The following is a 20,741-nucleotide window of genomic DNA, read 5'->3' as shown; positions in this document are numbered from 1 at the left end:
GTCACTCGTACTGTTGCCGAGGGACGGGCACCTGCCGCCAGGACTCCACGTCCAGATAGGGAATCTCGGCGTCGTTGACCGGGTCCCGGGCGATCCGGTCGCTGTAGCGGCCGGTCACCTCGATCCAGGTGTCGTCGGGGAGCCCTTCGGGGGCGGCGCCCGTGAGGCCCAGCTTGACCGGTCGCCCGTCGGCGGCGCAGCAGGTGAGCACCATCCGGGCCAGCAGGGGCCGGCCGTCCGGGCCGGCGGTGACGAAGCCGGTCAGTTGGACCCGGCGGTCGCCGATCGAGGTGCCGCGGTCGAAGAGCGCGCGGGAGGCGTAGTCGAGCACGGCGACCCGCACGGGGTCGCCGGCGGGCAGCGGCGGGTAGTCGGAGGGCTGCTGCCGGGTGGAGACGGCGGTGCCGGCCTGCCCGGCCGCGTACGAGCCCAGGGCCGGCGGGGCGACCAGCAGCAGGCCCAGCACGGGCAGAATCAGCAGCCAGCCGACGCGCGGCTCGTGGTGGCCGTGGCCGTGGCCGTCGTCGTGGTCGTCGTGGTCGTCGGCCGGCGGGGGTGCGCCGGTGCGACGCAGCAGCGGGCGCAGCTCGTAGAAGAGGGTCATGACCGCGGTGGCCACCAGCAGCAGGCCGGCGGCGACCAGGAAGGGGCGCAGCCCCTCCTTGACGTAGCGCAGGTGCAGGTCGGTGAGGCCGGCCCGGACCACCGCGCCGCCGAGCAGCAGCAGGACGACCGCCTGCGCCTGCCGGTTCACAGCAGCACCGCCCCGGTCGCGGCGGCCACCGTGACGGCCACCGCGAAGGTGGTCGGGGCGAACCGCAGCGCGAACCGCCGGCCGAAGACGCCGGTCTGCATCGAGATGAGCTTCAGGTCGACCATCGGTCCCACCACCAGGAAGACCAGTCGGGAGGTCAGCGAGAACTGCGACAGCGAGGCGGCGACGAAGGCGTCCGCCTCGGAGCAGAGGGAGAGCAGCACCGCGAGCACGGCCAGCGCGAGCACCGAGAGCACCGGCTCGTCGGCGAGGGTACGCAACCAGCGCTCCGGCACCACGACGTTGATCGTGGCGGCGGCCGCCGCGCCGATCACCAGGAACCCGCCGGCGTGCGTGACGTCGTGCCGGACCGCCCCCCAGAACGCCCGCCCGCGCGAGCTGTCGTCCAGCTCCGGCCGGCTCGGCAGCCGGATCCAGTCGGCCCGGCCGAGGCGCAGCCACAGCCAGCCCATCACCATCGCCACGATCAGGCTCGCGACGGCCCGGCCGAGGACCATGGCCGGGTCGTCGGGGAAGGCCACCGCGGTCGCGGTGAGCACGATCGGATTGATCGCCGGGGCGGCGAGCAGGAACGCCAGGGCGGCGGCCGGGGTGACCCCGCGCCGGATCAGCGACCCGGCGATCGGCACCGCCCCGCACTCGCAGCCGGGCAGCACCACGCCGGCCGCGCTGGCCACCGGCACCGCGAGCGCCGGGTGGCGCGGCAGCGCCCGGGCCCAGAACGACCGGGGCACGAAGACCGCGATCACGGCGGAGAGCAGCACCCCGAAGACCAGGAACGGCACCGCCTGCACCAGGACCGAGACGAAGACCGTGGTCCAGGTCTGCAACCGGGGCGCGGAGAGGGCGCGGGCGAGCGGGTCGCGGAAGACGACCAACAGGACCAGCAGGCCGGCGAGCACCTCAACCGACCCGACCAGCCCGCCCGGGCCGCCGGGCGACGCCGGCGCCTCCTGCGGTACGCCGGGGGTGGCGACGCCCAGCGCGCCGGGGTCCCGTCCGGCCGGCGCGCGGCGGTCAGCCTCGGATGTCACGTCCGTGTCCCTCTGCCGGATTCCCAGTGGCCGCCCGAGAGTACCGGGCCGGGACCGACCGCGTCGATCGAACGTGCTGGTGAGCTGCGGAAAGATCACTTTGCTCGATGATCTTCAAAGGTGTTAGCGTCGGCGCGACAACTTCACATCCGACAGGGGAGCGCACAGCGCTGAGAGTGCGGGCACCGCCCGCAGACCCTCGAACCTGATCTGGGTAATGCCAGCGCAGGGAGTTCGGTCGACCTCCAGCCGCGTCGACGTCCGGCACCTCCGGGCGCGGCGTGCGTCTTCTCCTGGTTCGCGTTCGGGACTGGGAGCAACCATGCGAGACAACAACACCGCCACCCGGTGGCGCACCGTCGACGTCGTCGTCGCCGCCGTGATCGCGGTGGCCTTCGGCGTCATCTTCTGGGCCTGGGGCCTGCTGTGGCGGGCCGTCGACCCGGCGTTCGCTTTCTTCCCGGCGGGCCAGGCGATCATGTACGGCGTCTGGCTGGTCCCGGCCGTCCTCGGCGGCCTGGTGATCCGCAAGCCGGGCGCGGCGCTCTTCTGCGAGGCGGTGGCGGCGACGGTCTCCGCGCTGCTCGGCTCGGAGTGGGGCGGCGTGACGATCGTGCAGGGCCTGATCCAGGGGCTCGGCGCCGAGTTGGCCTTCGCGGCCTTCCGGTACCGCTCGTTCCGGCTGCCCACCGCGCTGATCGCGGGCGCGCTGACCGGCCTCGGCGCGGCGCTCTTCGACTTCTTCGTCTGGAACGTCGACTACGCGATGGGCAGCTACCGCATCCCGTACGCCGTGCTCACCGTCGTCAGCGCCACGATCGTCGCGGGTGCCGGCGGATGGGCGCTCACCCGCGCCCTGGCGACCACGGGCGCCCTGGACCGGTTCCCCGCCGGCCGCGACCGCGTCGCCATCTGATTGCGCCCACCAGGTCGACGGCACGCCGCGTCGACCTGGTGGGCCCCGGCCGAGGGCTTGTTGCCGGCGGATCCGGCCCCGGCCCGGTCGACATCACCGGGCCGGGGCCGGATCCGCGACGCGAGGAGGGAGGAGCCCGGTGGGGGCGGTGACGCTGCGGGGCTTCGGGTGGCGGCACGCCGGCCGCCGGGCCTGGGCCGTACGCGGGGTGGACCTGCGCGTCGAGGCCGGCGAGCGGGTGCTGCTGCTCGGGCCCTCGGGCGCCGGCAAGAGCACGCTGCTCGCCGCGCTGGCCGGACTGCTGCCCGAGGACTCGGGTGAGCAGGAGGGCACCGTCGAGATCGACGGGCTCGACCCCCGCAAGGGCCGCGAGCGGGTCGGCGTCGTCTTCCAGGACCCGGAGACCCAGCTCGTGATGGCCCGCAGCGGCGACGACGTGGCCTTCGGCCTGGAGAACCGGGGCATCCCCGCCGGGGAGATCTGGCCCCGCGTCGACGAGGCACTCGCCCGGGTCGGCTTCCCGTACCCCCGGAACCGCCCCACGGCCGCCCTCTCCGGCGGCGAGCAGCAGCGGCTCGCCCTGGCCGGCGTGCTGGCCCTGCGCCCCGGGCTGCTGCTGCTCGACGAGCCGACCGCCAATCTCGACCCGACCGGCGCGGCGCTGATCCGGGCGGCGGTGGCCGGCGCGCTGGACGCCGACACCACGCTGATCCTGGTCGAGCACCGGGTCGCCGAGGCCCTGCCCCTGGTCGATCGGGTGGTCGTGCTCGAACCCGCCGGCGGCGTCCGCGCGGACGGCACGCCCGAGGCCGTCTTCGGCGGGCACGGCGACGCGCTCGCCGCCGAGGGGGTCTGGGTGCCCGGCCGGCCCGTACCGCCCCGTCACGCCACCTCGCCGGCCGGCGACGTGCTGCTCACCGCCGAAGGGCTCGGCCTGCCGCCCCGGCTGGCCGCCGTCGACCTGGCGGTACGCGCCGGCGAGGCGCTCGCCGTCCTCGGGCCGAACGGCGCCGGCAAGTCGACCCTCGCACTGCTGCTCGGTGGCCTGCTCAAGCCCGGAGCCGGCCGGGTCGCGGCGACGACGGCGCTGGCCGGCGGCGACGCCCGCACTCCCCCGTACCGCTGGCGCGCCCCGGCCCTGACCCGCCGGATCGGCTCGGTCTTCCAGGACCCGGAACACCAGTTCGTCACCAACACCGTCTTCGACGAGCTGGCACTCGGCCCGCGCCGCACCGGCCGGCCAGAGGCGGCGGTCCGGTCCACGGTGGACGGGCTGCTGTCCCGGCTGCGGTTGACGAAGCTCGCGGCGGCCAACCCGTACACCCTCTCCGGCGGCGAGGCGCGGCGGCTGAGCGTGGCGACCGCCCTGGCCACCGCGCCCCGCCTGCTCGTCTGCGACGAACCGACCTTCGGCCAGGACCGGCGAACCTGGCTGGAGCTGGTGGACCTCTTCGCCGAGCTGCGCGACGCCGGGCACGGCCTGGTCGCCGTCACCCACGACGCCGATTTCGTCGCCGCCCTGGCGGACCGCCGCCTCACCCTGGAGCGATCGTGATCGACTTCGAGCCGGTGGCCGCGCCGGAGGCGCCGCTGGCCCGGCGCAACCCGGTGGCCAAGCTCGTCGCGGCGCTGGTGTTCTCGTTCGTCCTGATCGCCACGCTGGACCCGGTGGCCCCGGCGATCGCCATCGCCGTCGAGCTGGCCGTGCTGCCGCTGTTCGGGGTCCGCCCGCGGGTCCTGGCCCGGCGGGCCTGGCCGCTGCTCGTCGGCGCGGTCGGCGTCGTGGTGACGCTGGTGCTGTTCGCGGCCGAGCGCTCCGGCCGGGTGCTCTTCGAGGCCGGCCCGGCGGTGGTGACGTCGGGGGTGCTGCTCACCGCGCTCGGCCTGGTGCTGCGCATGTTCGCGGTGGCGCTGCCCGGCGTGATCGTCTTCGCCACCACCGACCCGACCGACCTGGCGGACGCGCTGATCCAGAACGCGAAGGCGCCGGCCCGCTTCGCCATCGGGGCGCTGGCCGCGTTCCGGCTCGTGCCGCTGCTGGGGCAGGAGTGGCAGATGATCTCCATGGCCCGGCGGGCCCGGGGGGTCGAGGCCGGCCGCAACCCGCTGGCGAAGCTGCGGCTGTTCGCCTCGACGGCCTTCGCGCTGCTCGTCGGGGCGATCCGCCGGGGCACCCGGCTCGCCGTGGCGATGGACGCCCGGGGCTTCGACGCGGGCACCCCGCGCACCGTCGCCCGCCGCCAGCGCTTCGGCGCCGCCGACGGCCTGCTGATCGTCGGCGCGGCGGCACTCGCCGGGGCGGCGCTGAGCGTCAGCGTGCTGCTCGGCACGTTCCGCCCGTTGATCGGCTGACGCCGCCCGTCGCGGCGGCTGGCGGGCCGGGTGGAGCCGCCGGTGACGACGGCCCCACCCGGCCGGCACTGTCAGCTGCGCCGGAAGGCGTACCGACGGGCCTGCCCGGCCTTCTGGCCACGCAGCGTGCCGGAGCGGCCGGCGCCGGAGACCGGCGGGCCGGCCTTCGGCGCCGCCGGCCGCTCGACCGACGGCACCGGCGTGACCGCCGCGACCGCCACGTCGTCCAGGTTGACCGGCGTCAGGTCCGCGACGGTCGGCGTGGGCAGGGTGGTACGGGACTTCTTCGGGTTGCGCCTGGCGGGCATCGGTGCCTCCTTGGTCTGCGGGCTCGCGCGCCGCCGGCTCGACCGCCGGTGGCTGGGCCCGCTCTGGTTCGGCGACCGTCGCGCGACGGTCGGGCGGGATCGGGACTGCTGCCCGGGACCGACCACGAGGAACACCGCCGCTTCGGCGGCAGGTGCGGAATGCGGACGCCCGGGAGCACGCGGACCCGCGGCCGCGGGGGCGGCGGGTCGGCACGGAGGTGGGGCGTCAGATGCGCATGCCCACACGCTAACCGCCGGGCCGCCCGTCCGCACCCGAATTACCGGCACGATCCGCGCCCGGGTCCGACGGCGGGGCGCGGGCCTGCCCAACCCGGCATCCGCGCGACTCCGCCCGCGATACGGTCACCACGACAGGTGGCGACGGCGGAGGGCGGCGGGCGGATGGCCGAGCGGGCGACGGCGCGGATCGGCGTGACCGGGCTGGCGGTGATGGGCCGGAACCTCGCCCGCAACCTGGCCCGCAACGGCTTCGCGGTGGCGGTGCACAACCGCTCGCCGGAGCGCACCCGCGGCCTCGTCGCCGAGCACGGCGGCGAGGGGACGTTCCTGCCCGCCGAGTCGATGGCCGACTTCGTCGCGTCGCTGGAGCGACCCCGGGCGGTCATCGTGATGGTCAAGGCGGGCGACCCCACCGACGCCGTGATCGACGAGCTGGTCCCGCTGCTCGACCCCGACGACATCGTGGTCGACTGCGGCAACGCGCACTTCGTCGACACCCGCCGCCGGGAGGAGGCGCTGCGGGCCCACGGCCTGCACTTCGTCGGCACCGGCGTCTCCGGCGGCGAGGAGGGCGCCCTGCGTGGTCCGAGCATCATGCCGGGCGGGTCCGCCGAGTCGTACCGCACGCTCGGGCCGATCTTCGAGCGGATCGCCGCCCAGGTGGACGGGGTGCCGTGCTGCCGGCACATCGGGCCGGACGGGGCCGGGCACTTCGTCAAGATGGTGCACAACGGCATCGAGTACGCCGACATGCAGCTCATCGCCGAGGCGTACGACCTGCTGCGGGCCGGCCTGGGCGCGCAGCCGGCGCAGATCGCGGAGATCTTCCGGGGCTGGAACGCGGGCGAGCTGGAGTCCTTCCTGATCGAGATCACCGCCGACGTGCTCGCGCACACCGACGCGGCGACCGGGCGGCCGTTCGTCGACGTCGTGCTGGACCGTGCCGAGCAGAAGGGCACCGGTCGCTGGACGGTGCAGAGCGCGCTCGACCTGGGCATCCCCATCACCGGCATCGCCGAGGCGACCTTCGCCCGGTCGCTCTCCGGGCACGCCGACCAACGCGAGGCGGCCCGGCGGGCGTTCCCGGACGCGGGCGAGGCGTGGCGGGTCGAGGACTCCGACACCTTCGTCGAGGACGTCCGCCGCGCGCTGCTCGCCTCGAAGATCGTCGCGTACGCGCAGGGCTTCGACCACATCCGGGCCGGCTCCCGCGAGTACGACTGGGGCATCGACCTGGGCGGCACCGCGACGATCTGGCGGGGCGGCTGCATCATCCGGGCCCGCTTCCTCGACCGCATCCGCCAGGCGTACGACGAGCGGCCCGACCTGCCGACGCTGCTGGTCGCGCCGTGGTTCACGGAGGCCGTGAACGACGGCGTGCCGAGCTGGCGACGGGTGGTGGCCGAGGCCGCCCGGGCCGGGGTGCCCGCCCCCGCGTTCGGCTCCTCACTGGCGTACTTCGACGCGCTGCGCGCTGATCGGCTGCCGGCCGCCCTGATCCAGGCGCTGCGGGACAACTTCGGGGCGCACACCTACCAGCGCGTCGACCGCGACGGCACCTTCCACACCCGCTGGCCCACCGACCGCCAGGAAACAGAGGCCTGACCCCCCGCCCCGCCCCCGCCCCCGCCCTCTCGGCTCGGCGATCTTGCAGTTTCTGCCCGGGCGAAACGCGCAAAAGGGAACCGGCCCGGGCCGAAAGTGCAAGATCGCCGAGGCGGGGGGCGTGAGGGCGCGCGGGGGCGGGGGTGGGGGTGGGGGGTGGGTGGGGTGGGGTGGGTGGGGTGGGTGGGGTGGGGTCAGGGGAGGGTGGTGTGCATCTCCCAGGCCAGGATCTCGGTGGGTTCGGTGGCGGTGACCCGCCGTCCGCCGGTCATGGTGAGGCGGGCGGCGTCCCCGGTACCGAGCGGCCCGCTGCCCTCCAGGGTGACCGCTCCGGCCGGCACGTACAGGTGGACGAAGGGCGCGTCCGGGAGGGTGACCTCGTCGCCGGCGTCGAGCCGGGCGGCGTGCAGGGTGGCGAAGCGGTTGCGGATCCGGATCGCCGAGGCTCCGTCGTAGCGGTCCATGCCGGAGGCCACCGGCACCAGGGCGCCCCGCAGGAGCTGGCCGCCGATCTCCAGCTGCTCGTAGCCGGGCTCCACGCCCTGCTCGTCCGGGAGCACCCACATCTGCACGAAGTGGACGGGATCGGTGTGCGGGTCACGCCCGTCGAGACGCCAGGCGTCGTTCTTCTCGGAGTGCAGGATGCCCGTGCCGGCGCTCATCCGCTGCGCCAGCCCGGGATAGATCACGCCGGAGTGGCCGGTGGAGTCCTGGTGCACGAGCGACCCGCGCAGCACCCACGTGACGATTTCCATGTCCTGGTGCGGATGGGTCTCGAAGCCGGCGCCCGGCCGCACCACGTCGTCGTTGTTGACCAGCAGCACCCCGTGGTGGGTGTTGGCGGGGTCGTGGTGCCGGGAGAACGAGAACGAGTGCTTCGAGTCGAGCCAGGAGATCCGGGTGGCGAACCGTTCCTCGGCCCGCCGCACGTCGACCGAGGACGCGGGGGCGGTCGGCGCGGCGCCGGACGCCGTCACCAGGCACGCTGCCCGGTCTCGGCGGGCGCCCAGGTGAGCGCCGGTTCGCCGGTGGCCAGCTCGCCGATCTCGCCGGAGCGCAGCCGCGGCGCGTGGCCTAGCTCGGCGCAGTGCTGCTCGGCGATCTCGGCACAGATCTCGGCCACCTGCGCGCAGATCGGGTCGCCGAGGTCGGCGGCGTTCAAAGCCATGATCATCTTGTACCGGAGATCCCGCATCCCCACCCCCGAGGCTCGACGCGGCCCGGGGCAACCCGCCCCGCTCCCCGATCCTAGGCAGCCCCGCCCCCACCCACCCGTGAAACCCCGAACCCCCGAGCCGGCGGTCGATCACGCGCGCGTGCCGGGCGGCGCGCCCCGCTAGGAGGCGCCGGCGCGGCACGGGCGTGATCGGCGGACGGGTCGGGGGTTCGGGGTACGAGGCCGGCCGGTCAGAAGAAGCGGCGCCGCTTGGCCTTCCGGGGCCGGAGCATGTCGGCGCCCCGGGTGAGCAGGCGGCTCACCCCGGACGGGCCGCGGCGGGCCTCCAGCGTGCGGCTGAGCCGGCGCGCGCCGCCCGCCGCCAGCGGTACGGCGACCGCCATCATCGCCCACTGGGCAATACGCTTCTGGATCATGTGGGTTCACCTCCGTCGGTGGCTGCTGACCGAGGTGGTACCCCGTACGGCGGGCCGGTAAGCCTCAGACCGACGGGGCGACCGGGTTGGGCAGCGCGCCGCCGAAGCGCCGGTCCCGCCGCGCGTAGAGCTCGCAGGCGTACCAGAGGTGGCGGCGGTCGAAGTCGGGCCAGAGCGTGTCGAGGAAGACCAGCTCGGCGTACGCCGTCTGCCACAGCAGGAAGTTGGAGATGCGCTCCTCGCCGGACGGGCGCAGGAAGAGGTCCACCTCGGGGATCTCGGGGTGGTAGAGGTACTTCGCGACGGTCTTCTCGGTGACCTTCCCCGGATCGAGCCGACCCGCCGCGACGTCGCGGGCGATGGCGGCGGCGGCGTCGGCGATCTCGGCCTGGCCGCCGTAGTTGACGCAGAACTGGAGGGTCAGCGTCGAGTTGCCCCGGGACATCTCCTCCGCCGTCTGCAACTCGGAGATGACGCTCTTCCAGAGCCGCCCGGAGCGGCCCGACCAGACCACCCGGACCCCCAGGTCGACCAGCTGGTCGCGGCGGCGGCGGATCACGTCGCGGTTGAAGCCCATCAGGAACCGGACCTCGTCCGGCGAGCGCCGCCAGTTCTCGGTGGAGAAGGCGTACGCCGACAGGTAGGGGATCCCCAGCTCGATGGCGCCCTCGATGGTGTCGAAGAGGGAGAACTCCCCCGCCTCGTGGCCCCTGGTGCGGGGCAGCCCGCGCTCCTTGGCCCACCGGCCGTTGCCGTCCATCACCACGGCGACGTGCCGCGGCACCGCCTCGGCGGGCAGCGCCGGCGGTCGGGCGCCCGACGGGTGCGGTGTCGGCGGCAGCGGCTCGCGCCGGCCGGCCCTCATCGATCGGATCACTCGGTTCTCCCCCTGCTCACACCGTCCGCACCGGGCCCGACGCCACGCGGCTGCGGGACCGGACCGGCCGCCGGGGCACCCCGGTCGACCAGCGGCAGCGAGCGTAGCGCGCGCTCCAGGTGCCACTGCAGGTGCGCCGCGACCAGGCCGCTGCACTCCCGGCGTACGCCCGTCTCGGTGGCGTCGGCGATCCGCCAGTCGCCGGTGGTCAGTGCCGACATCAGGTCGATGGTGGCCGGGGCGGGATGGGCGGCGCCCGGCGGCCGGCAGTCCGGGCAGACGGCGCCGCCGGCCGGCACGGAGAACGCCCGGTGCCGCCCCGGGGTGCCGCAGACGGCGCAGGCGGTCAGCGCCGGCGCCCAGCCCGCGAGCGTCATGCCGCGCAGCAGGTACGCGTCGAGCACCAGGGTGGTGGCGTGGCTGCCCTCGGCGAGCGCCCGCAGCGCGCCGAGGGTCAACTGGAACAGGCGCAGCGACGGCTCCCGCTCGACGGGGGTGAGCCGCTCGGCCGTCTCGGCGATCGCGCTGGCGGCCGTGTAGCGGGGATAGTCGCCGAGGAACCGCTTGCCGTAGAGGTCGATGCCCTCGACCTGGCTGACGGTGTGCAGCGAGCTGCCCTGGTTGCCCTTGGGGTCGCCGGCGAGTTGGAGGTCGACGTGCCCGAACGGCTCCAGCCGGGCGCCGAACTTGCTGGTGGTGCGGCGGATCCCCCGGGCCACCGCGCGCAGCCGGCCGTGCCGGCGGGTGAGCAGGGTGATGATCCGGTCGGACTCGCCGAGCTTCTGCACGCGCAGGACCACCGCGTCGTCGCGGTAGAGCTGTCGGCGGTACCCGGCCATCGGACCATTCTCCCTCGGGGTGCGGAATCAGGGTCGGCTCGGGGTGCGGGCGCGTGACAACCCCGATGCGCGCCGCCCGGCCCGCCTCGTAGCGTGCCCCCATGGCCCAGTACCGCGCTGCCGCCACGCTCGCCGTGGCCGCCACCCTGATCGTCTCGTCCGGCTGCGACAATCTCGCCTCCCGCCGGCTCGACTACGACAACACCGAGACGGCCCGGATCAGCGCCGTCCGGGTGCTTCCGGGGGCCGGCGACGTGACCGTGCGTGGCATCGGCACGGCCGGCGAGGTGCGGATCAAGCGGGTGCTGCGCTACCACGGCGGCCAGCCCGACACCAAGTACGCGATCAAGGGCGACGAGCTGGTGCTGGACACCGACTGTGGCAACGACTGCAGCGTCTCCTACGAGGTCACCGTCCCCGAGGGGGTGCGCGTGACGGGCGAGACCGGTTCGGGCGACGTCAACCTGAGCAAGGTCGGCCCGGTGGAGATGAAGGTCGGTTCGGGCAGCATCCGGGTCTCCGGCTCCGCCGCCGTCCAGGCCGAGACCGGCTCCGGTGACGTCGCGGTGAGCCGCGCCGCGGGCACCGTCAGGGTCAAGACCGGCTCCGGCAACGTCGAGGTGGAGGACGCGACGGCCGAGGTGACGCTGCAGACCGGCTCGGGCGACATCACCGGGCGCCGGCTCGGCGCCGGGGTCGACGCGGAGGCGGACTCCGGCAACGTCACGCTCGACCTCGCCGCCCCCGCCTCGGCGCGCGCGCACGCCTCCAGCGGGGACGTCGAGCTGGTCGTGCCGGCCGGTCGCTACCAGGTCCGCTCCCGCACCGGCGGCGGCGGCGCCCGGCTGGGGGTCACCCACGACCCGGCCGCGACGCTGGTGCTGGACATCTCCACCGACAGCGGAAACCAGACGCTCACCCAGCGCTGATCTCGACGGTCGTCGGCTCCCGGGCGGCGCGGGGCGCCGGCACCGCTGCCCGCCCGGTCGCGGGGCCGGGGCGCGCGCCGCCGGGAACCAGCTCCGGCGGCCTGCGGGCGGCCACGTCCTCCACCCAGCCGACCAGGGCGGTCACCACCGCGACCAGCGCGAAGACCAGCACCACCCGGACAGCCAGGCCGAGCGGGTCCTGGTGCGACCAGCCCACCACGTCGACCAGCGGGGTGAGCGCCACCACGAACGGCATGTGCCACAGGTAGACGGTGAGCGCCCGCCGGTTGACCACGGTCACCACCCGCCCGAACGCCGCGCCGCGGTCCACCCAGGGCGCGCTGGCGGGGCCCCGGCCGAGCAGCACGAGGACGAAGGCCGCCGACCAGAGGGCGTTGCCCAGGGGATTGTCGTTGAGGTCGTACCCGCGGGGGCCGGGGTGGGTGACGAGCCAGGCGGCCCCGGCGGCGGCGAGGGCCAGCGCGACCGGCACGAGCACCCGGTTGGTCAGCGCGCGTAGCATCCCGGCCTGGTGCGCGAAGCCCAGCAGCCAGGCGCCGAAGTAGAGCCCGAACTGGTGCAGCGCCACCGGCAGCGCCGGGAGCAGGCCGAGTTCGGGGGCGGCCAGCAGGGCGTACGGGGCGACCAGGGTGGGCACCGGGGCGCGGCGGAACAGCCAGAGCGCGGCCGGCGAGGCGAGCACGAACCAGAGGTAGTCGCGCAGGTACCAGATCACGCTGAGCGCGATCGCGCCCCACCCGTTGGCCGGCGGGTCGGCGATCGGGAAGAGCCAGAGCAGCACCCTGGGGCTCAGCGGCAATCCGGTGAGCAGCATGGCCGGCACGAAGACGGCCGCGAGCACCCAGAGCGACGGCAGCAGGCGGCGCAGCCGGCGGACGACCGCGCCCGGACCCCAGCGGTGCAGCGAGGCCGCCATCAGCGAGCCGGCCAGCGCGAACATCACCGACATCGCCGGGAAGACGAGGGTCAGCGTGGCCCAGCCGGTGACGTGGTAGACGACCACTCGAACGATGGCCAGGAAGCGGAGCAGGTCCAGGTATCGGTTTCGCATCAGCCTGCATCTATGTCCGGGGGCTCGGGGACTGTCCTTCCCCTACCCTCCGGATCGACGGCGGCAAACGGCCACCGCCCCGCCGGGACGTGAAATCCCACATAGGACCGACCGACACCGATCACGGACCGCGGACGGGCCGCGCCCCGTTCGGGCGCGACCCGTCGAGGCCGGAGGGTCAGAAGCCCAGCTTGCGCAGCTGCTTCGGGTCCCGCTGCCAGTCCTTGGCCACCCGGACGTGCAGGTCGAGGTAGACCCGGGTGCCGAGCAGCTCCTCGATCTGCCGGCGGGCCGTGGTGCCGACGTGCTTGAGCCGGCTGGCCCGGTGGCCGATGACGATCGCCTTCTGGCTGGGCCGCTCGACGTACAGGTCGGCGTAGATCTTCATGAGCTGGCCCTCCGGGATCATCTCCTCGACGACCACCGCGATGGAGTGCGGCAGCTCGTCGCGGACCCCCTCCAGGGCGGCCTCCCGGATCAGCTCCGCGACCAGTACCTGCTCCGGGTCGTCGGTGAGCATGTCGTCCGGGTAGAGCTGCGGCGACTCGGGCAGGTAGCCGGTCATCACGTCGACCAGGGTGTCCACCTGGTGCCCGGAGACCGCACTGACGGGCACCACCTCGGCGAACTCGCCCAGCTCGCTGACCGCGAGCAACTGCTCGGCCAGCCGCTTGCGGTCCACCAGGTCGGTCTTCGTCACCACCGCCAGCACGGTCGCCTTCAGCTCGGCCAGCTCGCCGGTGATGAACCGGTCGCCCCGCCCGATCGGCTCGTCCGCCGGGATGCAGAGGCCGATCACGTCGACCTCGCTCCAGGTCTGCCGAACCAGGTCGTTGAGGCGCTCGCCGAGCAGCGTGCGGGGGCGGTGCAGGCCCGGGGTGTCGACCAGCACCAGCTGGGACTCCGGGCGGTGCAGCACCGCCCGGATGATGTGCCGGGTGGTCTGCGGCTTGTTGGACGTGATGGCGATCTTCTGCCCGACGATCGCGTTGGTCAGCGTCGACTTGCCGGCGTTCGGCCGGCCGACGAAACAGGCGAAACCCGCCCGGTAGGGGCGCGGCTGGAGGTCGCTCACGCCGCCCCGCCCCGCCCGTCGGTGGCGCGGCGTGCCGCGCCGGGGTGCCCGCTCACTCGACCACCGTGCCCAGCACCGTGCCGTCCGGGGCGGCCACGTGGACCGGCGCGTCGGCGGCGAGGTCGCGCACCGCCGCGTGCCCGGCGCCGTCCAGCGTCGACGCCTCGGTCACCACCACGGCCGCCTCCAGCCGGGTCGCGCCGGCCGCCGCCGCCGAGGCCACCGCGAGCTGGAGCGCCGTGATCGTCAGCGAGGGGAGCGAGACGCTGGCCGCGGCGTACGTCCGACCGTCCTGGTCGCGTACCGCCGCGCCCTCCACGGCGCCGATCCGGCCTCGCGCGCCCCGGGCCAGGACGACCAGCTTGCCGTCCTCGGCGCTGAGCTGGACCGGGTCGGACGGGGTGGGCCGGGCGGCCGGTACGGCGGGTGACTCAGGCATCGGCGGGTTGCCTCTCCTCGGATCGGTTCGGGTCGTCCCGGGGCTCGGCGTGCTCGCCGCGGCCGGGGCCGTTCTGTGTGTCGGTGGACTCCGCCCGGCTCACCAGCACGGTGTCGATCCGGTTGCGCCGGCCGGTGGTGCCCTCGGCGACCAGCCGGAGCCCGGCGACCTCCACCTGCGCCCCGGGGATCGGGACGCGGCCCAGGGACTGGGCGAGGAGGCCCCCGACGGTCTCCACCTCGTCGGTGGGGAGTTCGGTGTCGAACAGCTCGCCGATGTCCTCCACCGGGAGCCGCGCGGTGACCCGCACCGCGCCGTCGTCGAGGTGCTCGACCGGGGGACGTTCGACGTCGTACTCGTCGGTGATCTCGCCGACGATCTCCTCCAGGATGTCCTCGATGGTGACCAACCCGCCGGTACCGCCGTACTCGTCGACGACGATGACCAGGTGGTTGCGGGCGGCCTGCATCTCCGAGAGCAGGTCGTCGACGGGCTTGGACTCGGGCACGAAGGTGGCCGGGCGCATCAGCTCGGCGACCGGGAGCTGCCGGTCGGCCGGGGCGCCGCCCTGGGTGCGCCGGATCAGGTCCTTGAGGTAGAGCACGCCGAGCACGTCGTCGACGCTCTCGCCGATGACGGGGATCCGGGAGAAGCCCGAGCGCAGGAAGAGCGCCAGCGCCTGGGAGAGCGTCTTGTGCTCCTCTATCCACACCATCTCGGTACGCGGCACCATGACCTCGCGGGCGATGGTGTCGCCGAGCGCGAAGACCGAGTGGATCATCTGTCGTTCGCCGTGCTCCACGACCCCGCGCTGCTCGGCCAGGTCGACCAGCTCGCGCAGCTCCACCTGGGTGGCGAACGGCCCCTCCCGGAAGCCGCGCCCGGGGGTGACCGCGTTGCCGATCAGGATCAGCAGCGAGGCGAGCGGGTTGAGCGCCCGGCCCAGCCAGCGGACCAGCGGCGCCACGGAGCGCCCGACCACGTACGCGTGCTGCCGGCCGATGGTCCGCGGGCCGACCCCGACCACCACGAAGCTGATCACGGTCATCGCGCCGGCGGTGATCAGGGCCGCGCGCCAGCCCGCGCCGAAGGTGTCCACCGCGACCAGCGCGACCAGGGTGGTCGCGGTCAGCTCGGCGAGCAGCCGCAGCAGCAGCAGCAGGTTGAGGTGGCGGACGACGTCCCCGGCGACGGCCTGGAGCGTCCGCGCGCCGCGCACGCCGTCGCGGGCCAGCTCGGCGGCGCGGGCGGGCGAGACCGCGGCGAGCGCCGCCTCGGTCATGGCGATCAGGCCGGCCAGCACCACCAGGCCGGCCGCGGAGACCAGCAGTTGCAGGTCGGGCAGGCCGGTGGCGCCGGCCGCCAGTGTCGGGGTGGTCATCACCGGGACCGGGTCGACCGCCAGCTCGCCAGCAGCCGGGCCTGGAGCGCGAACATCTCCCGTTCCTCCTCCGGCTCGGCGTGGTCGTAGCCGAGCAGGTGCAGCACGCCGTGCACGGTGAGCAGGTGCAGCTCGTCGGCCGAGGCGTGGCCGGCGGTGGCCGCCTGCTTGGCCGCCACCTCGGGGCAGAGCACGATGTCGCCGAGCAGCGCCGGCTCCCCGCCGGCGGCGGACGACTCGCCGGGCCCGTGGTCGACGCTGCCCTCGTCCATGGGGAAGGCGAGCACGTCGGTCGGGCCGTCGCCGCCCATCCACCGGTGGTTGAGCTCGGTCATGTAGTCGATGTCGACCAGCAGCACGGAGAGCTCGGCGAGGGGGTTGACCCCCATCTCGTCGAGGGCGTGCCGGGCGACGGCGAGCACGGCGTCGGTGTCGACCTCGACACCGGACTCGTTGGCGATCTCGATGGACAACAGTCTTCCCTCGTTCTAGCGGCGCCGGCCGGGCCGGTTGCCCTGGGCGGACCGCCCCGGTACGGCGTGCACGCCCTGGGCCTGCTGGTTCTCCCGCTCGTCCCAGCGGGCGTACGCGTCGACGATCTCCCCGACCAGCTTGTGCCGGACGACGTCGGAGCTGGAGAGCTGGGCGAAGTGCACGTCCTCGACGTTCTCCAGGATCTCCCGGACCACCCGCAGGCCGCTGGTCGTCCCGCCCGGAAGGTCCACCTGGGTGACGTCACCCGTGACGACGATCTTGGAGCCGAAGCCGAGCCGCGTGAGGAACATCTTCATCTGCTCGGGCGTGGTGTTCTGCGCCTCGTCCAGGATGATGAACGCGTCGTTGAGAGTACGCCCCCGCATGTACGCCAGCGGCGCGACCTCGATCGTGCCCGCCGCCATCAGCTTGGGGATGGAGTCGGGGTCGAGCATGTCGTGCAGCGCGTCGTAGAGCGGGCGCAGGTAGGGGTCGATCTTCTCGTTGAGCGTGCCGGGCAGGAAGCCGAGCCGCTCCCCCGCCTCGACCGCCGGCCGGGTGAGGATGATCCGGTTGACCTGCTTGGCCTGCAACGCCTGGACGGCCTTCGCCATGGCCAGGTAGGTCTTGCCGGTGCCGGCGGGCCCGATGCCGAAGACGATGGTGTGCGCGTCGATCGCGTCGACGTAGCGCTTCTGCCCCAGGGTCTTGGGCCGGATGGTGCGCCCGCGCCGGGAGAGGATGTTGAGCGTCAGGACCTCGGCGGGCCGCTCGGCGCCGCCCTGCTCGAGCATGCCGACGGTACGCCGGACGGCGTCAGTGGTCAGGGTCTCGCCTTTCTCGATGAGTTCGAGCAGTTCGCTGAAGAGCCGCTCGGCGAGGGCGTTGTCCGCCGGGGCGCCGGTGATCGTGATCTCGTTGCCCCGGACGTGCACGTCGCTGTCGACGGAGCGCTCGACCAGTCGCAGGATCTCGTCGCCCGCGCCGAGCAGGTTGACCATGATCTTGGAATCCGGAACGGTGATCCTGGTCTGCACCCGGGGCGGGCCGGGAGGTGGGGTGCCGGTCATAGGTCGGGCCGAGGGGCCCTGCGCCACCTGCTCTCGATCTCGGCGCCGGGCCTGGCGGCGCGGCGTGCTGACGTTCCCTCCATCGTATCGGTTCAACAGCGGCGGCACCGCGTCCATTTCCCCCGCCCCGCGCCAGGGTCGCGGGCCGGGCGCCACCGGGGGGACGCGAAACCGGACGACGGCACCCACGGCGGCAGATCCCCGCGCCGCGGGGCGGGCGGCGCGTGCCGGCTCCGCCCCGCCCGCCGCCGGTCAGGAGCCGGAGCGGAAGTCGTACCGCTCGAAGGTCTCCTGGTGCCGCGTGAACCGGTAGGTCGCCCAGTGCATCCGGACCACCTCGCCCCGCTCGTCGCGGGTCAGCCGCAGCAGCTCCCCCGCCTCCCGGCCGGAGACCGTGCGGAACACGTCCGGCCGCTCCGGCAGCGGGGCGAAGACCGACGGGGGCCGGCCCGCCGGGTCGTCGGCCCCCCGGGCCCGCAGGGCGCCGTCGTGCCAGCAGAAGACGTACTCGAAGCCCTCGCCCCACCAGCGCCCCAGCAGCCCGCGTACGTCGGGCGGGGCGGGCGGGCCCGGCCGCCACGGCGAGACGTCGGCCGGGTCGTGCTCGACGGCGGCGGCCAGCAGCCGGTGCGGCAGGCCGAGGAGGTCGGCCGCGGTGCCGGAGGAGCCGAGCACCGCGACGCCCATCGCGCCGGGGGTGCCCTCCCCGCCCCGCCGGCCGTAGACGCCGGCCAGGAAGCCGGGCATCGCGCCGTCGTGCCCGACGTGCATGATCCGCTCGCCCTGCGGCACCAGGATCAGCCCGAGCCCGAAGCCGCCGGCCCAGAGCGTCTCGTCGGTGACCGTCGCCGGCCAGCGCATCTCGTCCAGGGTGGCGGGGGCCAGCACCGCGCCGGCCGGGTCCAGCGCCGCCGGGTCGGCGAGGAAGGCCGCCCAGCGGGCCATGTCCGAGGCGGTGCTCCAGAGCTGCGCCGCCGGCCCGACCGCGCCGAAGTCGGTGGGCGGCTCGGGGTGCGCCTCGTCGGAGTACGCGTCGACCAGGAAGCCGGTGGCGGCGTGCGGCCCGGGCGTCACCGAGGTCTCGGCCAGCCCCAGCGGGGTCAGCACCCGCTCGGCGAGGACCTCCGCCCAGCTGCCGCCGCGCAGCCGGCCGACGAGCCGCCCGAGCAGCGCCATGCCGAGGTTGGAGTAGTGGTACCGGCGGCCGGGGGGCAGCACCCGCTCGACCCTCACCAGGTCGGCCAGGAGCCGCTCGACGTCCGGCGCGCGCAGGTTGTCCCAGACGTCCCCGTACGGCTCCCGTTGCAAACCGGCGGTGTGCGACAGCAGCCGGCGCACCGTCAGCTCGCCGTGGGCCGGCAGGTCCAGGTGCCGGGCCAGCGGGTCGTCGAGGTCGAGCAGGCCGTCGTCGCGGCACTGGAGGGTCAGCACGGCGGTGAACGTCTTCGTCACCGACCCGATCCGGAACCGGGTGCCCGGTCCCAGCTCCGTGTCGTTGCCGGTGCCGCCGACGGTGCAGGTCCAGAGCGGCCGGTCGGCCCGGTGCAGGGCCGCCGACACCGCGGGCACCCGGGCGTGCGCCTGGACCGTGCGCACCAGCCGGGACAGTCGGTCGTCGACGCCCGTCACGCGGGGTTCCGGGCCAGCATGGGCCCCAGCGGCGCCCCGCCGAGCACGTGCGCGTGCACGTGGAAGACCTCCTGGCCGCCGTGGGTGCCGGTGTTGAACATCAGCCGGAAGCCGTCGCCGAGCAGCCCCTCGTCCTCGGCCACCGCGGCGGCCGTGGCGAGGACCTCCCCGGCCAGCGCCGGGTCGCCCTGGGCCAGCGTCGCCACGTCGGCGTAGTGCTCCTTGGGGATGACCAGCACGTGCACCGGCGCCTTCGGGCCGATGTCGCGGAAGGCGAGCGTGGTGGCGGTTTCCCGGACGATCGTGGCCGGGATCTCCCCGGCGACGATCCGGCAGAACAGACAGTCGGTTCCCATCGGGGCAGTGTAAGGAAGGACACCTCCGCCACGCCCGCGCCGGCGCGGGGAGGGCCTTACCGACGGCGGCCGGGCCGGGCATGATGGCCGGCGTGACTTCACGGGCGGTACTGGTGACGGGGGCCTCGCGCGGCATCGGGCGGGCGGTGGCGAGCGCGTTCGCGGCCGGGGGCGACCGGGTGGCGATCCACCACCGGGACTCGGCGGAGCTGGCCGAGCGGCTGCGCGCCGAACTGCCCGGCGAGGGGCACGTGGTGGTCCGCGCCGACCTGACCGACCCAGAGGCCGTACGGGCCATGGTGGACGAGGCGGCCGAGCGGCTCGGCGGGGTGGACGTGCTGGTCAACAACGCCGGGGTGTACGGCGAGCGGGACGCCCCGCACCCGGTCTTCGGTGCCTCCTACGAGCAGTGGCGCGCGCGGTGGCGCCAGGTGCTGGAGACCAACCTGACCGGCGCGGGCAACGTCATCTGGTGCGCCGCGCAGCACATGCGCGCCCGGGGCGGCCGGATCGTCAACGTCTCCTCGCGGGGCGCCTTCCGGGGCGAGCCGGAGCAGCCGGCGTACGGGGCGAGCAAGGCGGGGCTGAACGCCCTGGGGCAGTCGCTGGCGGTGGCCCTCGCCCCGTACGGCATCTCGATCGCCACCGTCGCACCGGGCTTCGTGGAGACCGACATGACCACCGGCCACCTGAGCGGGGAGCGGGGCGCCGCGATCCGGGCGCAGAGCCCGTTCAACCGGGTGGCCCGCCCCGAGGAGATCGCCGCCGCCGTGCACTGGCTGGCCTCGCCGGGAGCCGAGTGGGCCTCGGGCACCATCGTCGACCTCAACGGCGCCTCCTACCTGCGCAGCTGACCCGCCGGCACCGCACGGGAAGACCGCCGGCACCGCACCCGGGAGGCCGGCGGCGCCCGGCCCGGGGCGTCGGCGGGACAGCCCCGAACGGCTGCGGCGGCCCTCGTCGCCGCCGGGGCGGCTACCAGCGGTCGAGGCGGGCCGAGAGGACCGCGAGCGCGGCCACCCCGGCGGTGGAGGTACGCAGCACCGACGGGCCGAGCCGCACCGGACGGGCGCCGGCGGCCCGGAAGGCGTCCAGCTCCGCGTCGGCGATGCCCCCCTCCGGGCCGACGACCAGCACGACCTCCCCGGCGGCGGGCAGCTCGACGGTGCTCAGCCGCTCCCGCGCCTCCTCGTGCAGCACGAACGCGGCGGCGGCCCCGGACAACCGGCGGGCCAGCTGCGCCGTCGACTCGTCCGGCGTCCCGGCGACCACGGGCAACCAGGCGCGGCGGGCCTGCTTGGCCGCCTCCCGGGCAGTCGCCGCCCACTTCTCCCGCGCCCGTACGCCCCGGTCGCCGCGCCACTGGGCCACCGAGCGGGCGGCCGCCCAGGGCACGATCTCGTCCACCCCGACCTCGGTCATCGCCTGCACGGCCAGCTCGCCCCGGTCGCCCTTGGCGATGCCCTGCGCCACCACCAGGCGCGGGACGGGCGCGTCCACGTACCCCCGCGAGGTGATCTCGACGTCGAGGGTGCCCCGGCCGACGGCGGTGACCACGGCGGCGGCCGTGCCGCCCCGCCCGTCGGCGAGCGCCAGCCGCTCGCCGACCCGCAGTCGTTGCACGGTGGCGGCGTGGTGCCCCTCGGGGCCGTCCAGGGTCAGCCGGTCGGCGGTGGGCAGGGGGTCGACCAGGAACAGCGGCGCGGACACGACGACCAGGCTAGCCGCCCCGGTGGGCACCGGGGCGGCGAGGCCGGGGGCACCGGCCGGTGGCGAC

23 protein-coding genes and 1 riboswitch are annotated in these 20,741 nt (G+C 74.9%); of the genes, 6 read left to right on the top strand and 17 right to left on the bottom strand.

Translation table 11 applies throughout. The features are described from left to right. Position 1: 1 nt before the first annotated feature. The gene (locus V6V16_RS16185; protein WP_334562928.1) at positions 2 to 754 is read right to left on the bottom strand and encodes a TIGR03943 family putative permease subunit; all 753 of its coding nucleotides are present in this window, start codon (positions 752 to 754) and stop codon (positions 2 to 4) included. Beyond that, positions 751 to 1,695 carry a permease gene (locus V6V16_RS16180; protein ID WP_334562962.1) on the bottom strand — a complete coding sequence of 315 codons (945 nt, stop codon included), beginning with the start codon at positions 1,693 to 1,695 and terminating at the stop codon, positions 751 to 753. The genes V6V16_RS16185 and V6V16_RS16180 overlap by 4 nt, the downstream gene beginning before the upstream one ends. Before the next feature lie 258 nt (positions 1,696 to 1,953). Next, a riboswitch (TPP riboswitch) is annotated at positions 1,954 to 2,059 on the top strand. 72 nt (positions 2,060 to 2,131) lie between these two features. Between V6V16_RS16180 and V6V16_RS16175 the strand changes: the two genes are divergently transcribed. The 3 genes from V6V16_RS16175 (at position 2,132) to V6V16_RS16165 (ending at position 5,077) form a co-directional block, all read left to right on the top strand. Beyond that, complete coding sequence (locus V6V16_RS16175; RefSeq protein ID WP_334562927.1) at positions 2,132 to 2,725, top strand: ECF transporter S component; 594 nt, start codon at positions 2,132 to 2,134, stop codon at positions 2,723 to 2,725. Between the two features lie 139 nt (positions 2,726 to 2,864). Beyond that, positions 2,865 to 4,280, top strand: a complete 1,416-nt coding sequence (locus V6V16_RS16170) for an ABC transporter ATP-binding protein (RefSeq protein WP_334562926.1) — start codon at positions 2,865 to 2,867, stop codon at positions 4,278 to 4,280. After that, the gene (locus V6V16_RS16165; protein WP_334562924.1) at positions 4,277 to 5,077 is read left to right on the top strand and encodes an energy-coupling factor transporter transmembrane component T family protein; all 801 of its coding nucleotides are present in this window, start codon (positions 4,277 to 4,279) and stop codon (positions 5,075 to 5,077) included. The genes V6V16_RS16170 and V6V16_RS16165 overlap by 4 nt, the downstream gene beginning before the upstream one ends. A gap of 71 nt (positions 5,078 to 5,148) precedes the next feature. On the opposite strand, the gene V6V16_RS16160 is transcribed toward V6V16_RS16165, so the two are convergent. Continuing rightward, positions 5,149 to 5,385 carry a hypothetical protein gene (locus V6V16_RS16160; protein WP_334562922.1) on the bottom strand — a complete coding sequence of 79 codons (237 nt, stop codon included), beginning with the start codon at positions 5,383 to 5,385 and terminating at the stop codon, positions 5,149 to 5,151. A gap of 402 nt (positions 5,386 to 5,787) precedes the next feature. Here V6V16_RS16160 and gndA point away from each other — a divergent pair, with 402 nt between their 5' ends. Next, on the top strand, positions 5,788 to 7,230 hold the full coding sequence (gene gndA / locus V6V16_RS16155; protein WP_334562961.1) for an NADP-dependent phosphogluconate dehydrogenase: 1,443 nt from the start codon (positions 5,788 to 5,790) through the stop codon (positions 7,228 to 7,230). A gap of 194 nt (positions 7,231 to 7,424) precedes the next feature. On the opposite strand, the gene V6V16_RS16150 is transcribed toward gndA, so the two are convergent. From V6V16_RS16150 to recO, 5 genes are all read right to left on the bottom strand, one after another. Beyond that, positions 7,425 to 8,207, bottom strand: a complete 783-nt coding sequence (locus tag V6V16_RS16150) for a pirin family protein (RefSeq protein ID WP_334562920.1) — start codon at positions 8,205 to 8,207, stop codon at positions 7,425 to 7,427. Then, complete coding sequence (locus V6V16_RS16145) at positions 8,204 to 8,398, bottom strand: thioredoxin reductase (RefSeq protein ID WP_334562919.1); 195 nt, start codon at positions 8,396 to 8,398, stop codon at positions 8,204 to 8,206. The genes V6V16_RS16150 and V6V16_RS16145 overlap by 4 nt, the downstream gene beginning before the upstream one ends. A 239-nt stretch (positions 8,399 to 8,637) precedes the next feature. Next, positions 8,638 to 8,823 carry a hypothetical protein gene (locus tag V6V16_RS16140; RefSeq protein ID WP_334562918.1) on the bottom strand — a complete coding sequence of 62 codons (186 nt, stop codon included), beginning with the start codon at positions 8,821 to 8,823 and terminating at the stop codon, positions 8,638 to 8,640. Positions 8,824 to 8,887: 64 nt separating this feature from the next. Next, positions 8,888 to 9,688 carry an isoprenyl transferase gene (locus V6V16_RS16135; RefSeq protein ID WP_334562960.1) on the bottom strand — a complete coding sequence of 267 codons (801 nt, stop codon included), beginning with the start codon at positions 9,686 to 9,688 and terminating at the stop codon, positions 8,888 to 8,890. An 8-nt stretch (positions 9,689 to 9,696) separates the two neighbouring features. Then, positions 9,697 to 10,539 carry a DNA repair protein RecO gene (recO, locus tag V6V16_RS16130; RefSeq protein ID WP_334562917.1) on the bottom strand — a complete coding sequence of 281 codons (843 nt, stop codon included), beginning with the start codon at positions 10,537 to 10,539 and terminating at the stop codon, positions 9,697 to 9,699. A 101-nt stretch (positions 10,540 to 10,640) separates the two neighbouring features. Between recO and V6V16_RS16125 the strand changes: the two genes are divergently transcribed. Further along, the gene (locus tag V6V16_RS16125; protein ID WP_334562915.1) at positions 10,641 to 11,468 is read left to right on the top strand and encodes a DUF4097 family beta strand repeat-containing protein; all 828 of its coding nucleotides are present in this window, start codon (positions 10,641 to 10,643) and stop codon (positions 11,466 to 11,468) included. On the opposite strand, the gene V6V16_RS16120 is transcribed toward V6V16_RS16125, so the two are convergent. The 8 genes from V6V16_RS16120 to V6V16_RS16085 form a co-directional block, all read right to left on the bottom strand. After that, positions 11,455 to 12,540, bottom strand: a complete 1,086-nt coding sequence (locus V6V16_RS16120; RefSeq protein WP_334562914.1) for an acyltransferase family protein — start codon at positions 12,538 to 12,540, stop codon at positions 11,455 to 11,457. The genes V6V16_RS16125 and V6V16_RS16120 overlap by 14 nt on opposite strands. Positions 12,541 to 12,718: 178 nt before the next feature. Continuing rightward, positions 12,719 to 13,615 carry a GTPase Era gene (gene era, locus V6V16_RS16115; protein ID WP_334562912.1) on the bottom strand — a complete coding sequence of 299 codons (897 nt, stop codon included), beginning with the start codon at positions 13,613 to 13,615 and terminating at the stop codon, positions 12,719 to 12,721. Between the two features lie 52 nt (positions 13,616 to 13,667). Continuing rightward, positions 13,668 to 14,054, bottom strand: coding sequence for a cytidine deaminase (locus tag V6V16_RS16110; RefSeq protein WP_334562910.1), 387 nt, complete (start codon positions 14,052 to 14,054; stop codon positions 13,668 to 13,670). Beyond that, positions 14,047 to 15,459: a hemolysin family protein gene (locus V6V16_RS16105; protein WP_334562958.1), complete on the bottom strand. Its 1,413-nt coding sequence runs from the start codon at positions 15,457 to 15,459 to the stop codon at positions 14,047 to 14,049. Before V6V16_RS16105 ends, V6V16_RS16110 begins: the two co-directional genes overlap by 8 nt. After that, positions 15,435 to 15,908 carry an rRNA maturation RNase YbeY gene (gene ybeY / locus V6V16_RS16100; RefSeq protein ID WP_334562908.1) on the bottom strand — a complete coding sequence of 158 codons (474 nt, stop codon included), beginning with the start codon at positions 15,906 to 15,908 and terminating at the stop codon, positions 15,435 to 15,437. The genes V6V16_RS16105 and ybeY overlap by 25 nt, the downstream gene beginning before the upstream one ends. Before the next feature lie 15 nt (positions 15,909 to 15,923). Beyond that, positions 15,924 to 16,979, bottom strand: coding sequence for a PhoH family protein (locus tag V6V16_RS16095; protein WP_334562907.1), 1,056 nt, complete (start codon positions 16,977 to 16,979; stop codon positions 15,924 to 15,926). A 252-nt stretch (positions 16,980 to 17,231) separates the two neighbouring features. Further along, entirely contained in the window at positions 17,232 to 18,608 is a 1,377-nt protein-coding gene (locus V6V16_RS16090) for a serine hydrolase domain-containing protein (RefSeq protein WP_334562905.1), read from the bottom strand. Beyond that, positions 18,605 to 18,964 (bottom strand): histidine triad nucleotide-binding protein, encoded by a 360-nt coding sequence (locus tag V6V16_RS16085; RefSeq protein ID WP_334562904.1) that lies wholly within the window; start codon positions 18,962 to 18,964, stop codon positions 18,605 to 18,607. The genes V6V16_RS16090 and V6V16_RS16085 overlap by 4 nt, the downstream gene beginning before the upstream one ends. Positions 18,965 to 19,056: 92 nt before the next feature. Between V6V16_RS16085 and V6V16_RS16080 the strand changes: the two genes are divergently transcribed. After that, the gene (locus V6V16_RS16080; protein ID WP_334562903.1) at positions 19,057 to 19,818 is read left to right on the top strand and encodes an SDR family NAD(P)-dependent oxidoreductase; all 762 of its coding nucleotides are present in this window, start codon (positions 19,057 to 19,059) and stop codon (positions 19,816 to 19,818) included. A gap of 121 nt (positions 19,819 to 19,939) precedes the next feature. Here V6V16_RS16080 and V6V16_RS16075 read toward each other — a convergent pair whose 3' ends face one another. After that, positions 19,940 to 20,674, bottom strand: a complete 735-nt coding sequence (locus tag V6V16_RS16075) for a 16S rRNA (uracil(1498)-N(3))-methyltransferase (RefSeq protein ID WP_334562902.1) — start codon at positions 20,672 to 20,674, stop codon at positions 19,940 to 19,942. Between the last annotated feature and the right edge of the window lie 67 nt (positions 20,675 to 20,741).

The organism is Micromonospora sp. CPCC 205561 (assembly GCF_036906775.1).
GTDB lineage: Bacteria > Actinomycetota > Actinomycetes > Mycobacteriales > Micromonosporaceae > Micromonospora.
This window is presented reverse-complemented; position numbering and strand designations above follow the sequence as displayed.